Annotated in this window: 1 protein-coding gene; it reads right to left on the bottom strand. The window is 57.3% G+C overall.

The genetic code is table 11. The annotated features are described in order from the left end of the window. The coding region (locus L692_RS32880; RefSeq protein ID WP_036724137.1) for a neuraminidase-like domain-containing protein at positions 1–3,881 on the bottom strand (3,881 nt) is incomplete at both ends.

The raw sequence follows: 3,881 nt of genomic DNA, 5'->3' as shown, positions 1-3,881 counted from the left end.
CGAACAGCGGAAGCCGCCGTACGATCCCTTCAATATTCATGCAATGCCGGATTTTAAACAGCCGATCCTCGACCGTGTTCCAGTATTCAAGCAGCCTTCCGTTGCTTGGGATCGAGAAGTAGGCCACCTCAAGGCGCGGCAGCAGCTCAGCTCCTTCCGGCGTCCGGGTAACCCGAACGGGGACATCCGTAAAGTTCTCCATCAAGACATCCACCTGCTTGTTGCCGAACGGGTCAAGGGCTCCGTCAGCCGTCAGTTCGTTATAGGAACGATCCGCATGCCCGACATTTGGCACCTTCACCGGCCTTCTTCCAAGCAGCTCATACGCCAGGACGTACAGCGTAGAGGCTTCATTAACAGATTCAATCGTGTCACGCCGGAAGAGCTGGTCTCCCCAGGCGATCAGGTTATCGATGTACTTCATCACCACCGCCTTCTGGTAGGCCAGCGGGCGGTAGCGGGCGATTAGATGCGGCTTGAACGGGTGATTCTTCCAGGCCTTCAGCTCATCGCTGTGCTGCTCGATGTTCCGAAGAAGATTCTCAATGCGCTGCTTCCGGTAGTCCTCACTGGTCTGCTCGAAGAACGGCCGGGTAATCCAGTAGCGCTGCGGAACATCGGGCGTCTCGACATTGGTCGGGTCAAAAATATAGTGGAACCACCGCATGGCTTCCTCAAAGCGCTGGTTCGCGCTCAATCTGCAAGCGATCAGCAGCGGCGCATGAAAGAATATCTCCCAGTTATAGATGGAATACGCCCCGTAGCGCTCAAAATCGACGATATCATGCTTGACCGTGGAGTCCGGCTTGACCGACGGCCCCGGGCTATAGCTGCCGAAGCTGAAGCTGTTGCCCGGGTAGTAATCCTGCGGCCTGATCTGGATGCGCCGGTTAAGCAGCCCGTCTACTCCCGACCGGTTCAACTCCCGCATGAACAGCGCGGTATACGGATGATAGAACGGGTAGAAGTTATAATTATACGTTTGAAGCGTCTGGTTATAGCCGACAATCACCTGCTGCCACTCCGGCTTGATGAAGAATGCGCGGAAAGAGTCCTGGTAGAACAAGGGGACCCTTCCCCACATCGCGGTGTCAAAGGCGATCTGATGCTGGGAAAAAACGATTTCAAACGGCGATTTCGCCGCGCTCAGCAGTGTTTGTGTATATCCGTTCTGAAGCACATTGGCGCTTCCTCCGTTAAGCGTCCGCTTGTCATTTACGAGCCGCACATTTTCATAATGCATGCCATCCGGCAAAGGCAGCCGGGGCGCAATCTCATAAGGTCCCGCCAGCCTGCGGATGGCCCGCCCTTCTTCACCGAAATTGTCGTGCACGTAAGTATACGAATTCGTTGGAGTCAGCGCGTCGGTTGCAACTCCGCTGCTGTCCGGCACATGATACTGGCCGTTCAGCCCCTTCAGCTTGACGTCCACCACCTCTCCATCAAACACAAACGAAGAGGAGTGCCATGGCCTTGCCCGTTCATCGTAGGGATGGGTCGCGGTAACATATTCCCGGGTGTTGCGGTACGCATCCCAGAAGCGGGTGTTGTTGAACTCCGGCGACTGGGAGATATAAATGTCCAGCCACAGCAGGTTTTCCCGGCTTTTGTAACGCGGCTTAAGGTTGTAGGCATAGAGCGGACGCTGCCACGGGTGGATCAGCTTTTGCCTGGATATACGCTTGGCTGTCCATCCGCCGTCTTTGCGCGCGCTCCACGCCAGCTGAATCTCGATCTGGTTCGGTGTCTCGGGCACATTCGTATCATTGCTGGGCTTGGCCGGCGGCTGCTTCTTGACCTTCTGGGGCTTCTCGATAAAATTCAGCCAGAACAGATACAGCTGCCGGTTATAGACGACCGGAATCACCTGATTGCTCTGGATGTCTACGTCAATTTTCTCCCAGGCCGTCCACTCCCCGTAGTTCAGATCGAACCGGCGGTAGTAGTAAATCGAAGGATGCGCGCGGGTCCGTCCGATGACGTGGAACAGATTGATGTCGGGGGCCAGGTTGTCCCGCGGATCGGTATCATCCAGTTCGTAATAAGCGCCCATAATCTCAAGACGGGCCACCTCATGCACCTTCTGCACATAATTCAGAAAGACCGCTTGGGCATTTTCGAAGGTAATATCCTTCTGCATAATCTCCGCCTCCAGCTCTTCGAAGAACGGGGATTTGTCATCTCGCAGCTCTGGCTCGATCCAGTTCTCGGGATAGAGGAAGACTTTGCGGTTGGCTTCCCAGATCCGGTAGCTCTTCATCCATTTCCACTGGCTCCAGCTGTTGGAAGAGACGGTCTCCTGCTGCTCCGCCCGGGAAACCTCGACCAAAGGCTGTTCAAGACCGAGCATGCAGCGCTGCACGAACATTTGCACCGAGCTTATGGCTTGCTTGATGCGCGAGGTCAGCTGGCAGGCACCCATTTCGACATCGATCAGAAAATATTCCAGCAGATCATTGGCATCGCGCCAATAGGACGGATTGGCGTACGTTTTGCCGCCCATCTCCATATCGGGGCTTGCCGTGCGCAGCGAAGTCTCCACGAGATAGCCGATCAGCGCACTGCGCTTCTTCTCGCGCAGCGCATCTTCAATCGGCGCAACCTTGTCCAGCCAGACGCTGTAATCGTACCTGGACTTGACAGCCTGCCGGATTTGCTGCGCTGCCGAAGCCTGGGCGCCGCCCGTATCGTTATCGCGATTGCTCCAGGCCAGAAGACTGACCGCGCTGACGCCCGTTCTGTTGATCAGCTTAAAGCATTCCTGGAGCCGGAGATAGGTCCCGATCCGCGTGTAGTCGGAAGACGCCCCGCCGTGCTGAAGCCCCAGTCCGGCGGCCAGATCATTCAGATCGTCTATGCTCCACTGCGTCAATTCGGCAATGGACTCCCTTATTTGATTCGATGGCGCTGCCGCAGCTGCCGCAAGATCAAACAGGGCCCGCAGAGATACGCCTTCCGGTTCGGGATACATCCGGTTGAAGGATAACCACTGGTACAGCGCAAGCCAAGCGGGAAACAACGGCGCCGCAGTCCCGGTAACTGGCAGGGCGCTCAGGTCAAGAAGATTAAAGTCTTTGGCCCGTTGCAGCAGCCATCCAAGATCATCCCTGCCCACCTTAAGGCGGGTCAGCAGCATGGCCAGCTTATGCAGCAAGCGGTAAGTGCTGTAAATTGCAGGAAAGTTGGCAGCCGTGATCGCCAGAGTATAAGCCCCGGCGCCGTCTCTTTGCGTCAAAGCCGGAGCATTCAGATGCGCTCCAAGCGTGTTCCCCGCAAGCGTCATCCCGAGCAGCAGCCCAGCCTGCCCGGAGGGCAGCGCGAACGCCGCCGAAATCTGGGAAATGATCGTGCCCTCCCGCTGGGCGGCTGCGCTGCCGCGAAGCGCTTCCCGCAGGGCCGTTACATATCCGGTGATCGCTTCTTCGCGAAGGCCGTAGGGAGAATCCGGCCTGTAGTTCAAGAGGTAGTCCAGCTCATCCACGGAGACGCCGGATCTCGCCACCGCATCCAGCATCCCGATGAAGTCCAGCGTAGCCTTGGGCGAAGCGAAAATATCGGCGGCGCCGGACAATGATTCCATAGTCAGCAAATCTTTAATCCCGATGCCCAGCCCCCGCTTCAGGGCGACGTAGCGGCTTAGCTTCGACAGGTTGGCAAGCGTGAGGCTGTCATTTCCGAGTCTGGCCAGCAGAAGGTCCAGGTCTGCCTCGGTTAAAGCGAACGCCGCCAGCAGGGCGGCCTTGTGCTCCACCAGGTGGCCGCTGCCGGGAAGAGGCAGAATGAAGCCGGGGTCGACCGGGCTGACCACGGCCGGGTTAAGGAACATCGCCGTGTACAGCGGATCGATGCTGCGCTGAGGACTGTCGGGCTGTACCCGTATT

This window comes from Paenibacillus forsythiae T98 (assembly GCF_000520735.1).
Classification (GTDB): Bacteria; Bacillota; Bacilli; order Paenibacillales; family Paenibacillaceae; genus Paenibacillus_AQ; species Paenibacillus_AQ forsythiae.
Note: the sequence above shows the minus strand (reverse complement) of the source record. Positions and strands in the feature narration are given on the sequence as shown.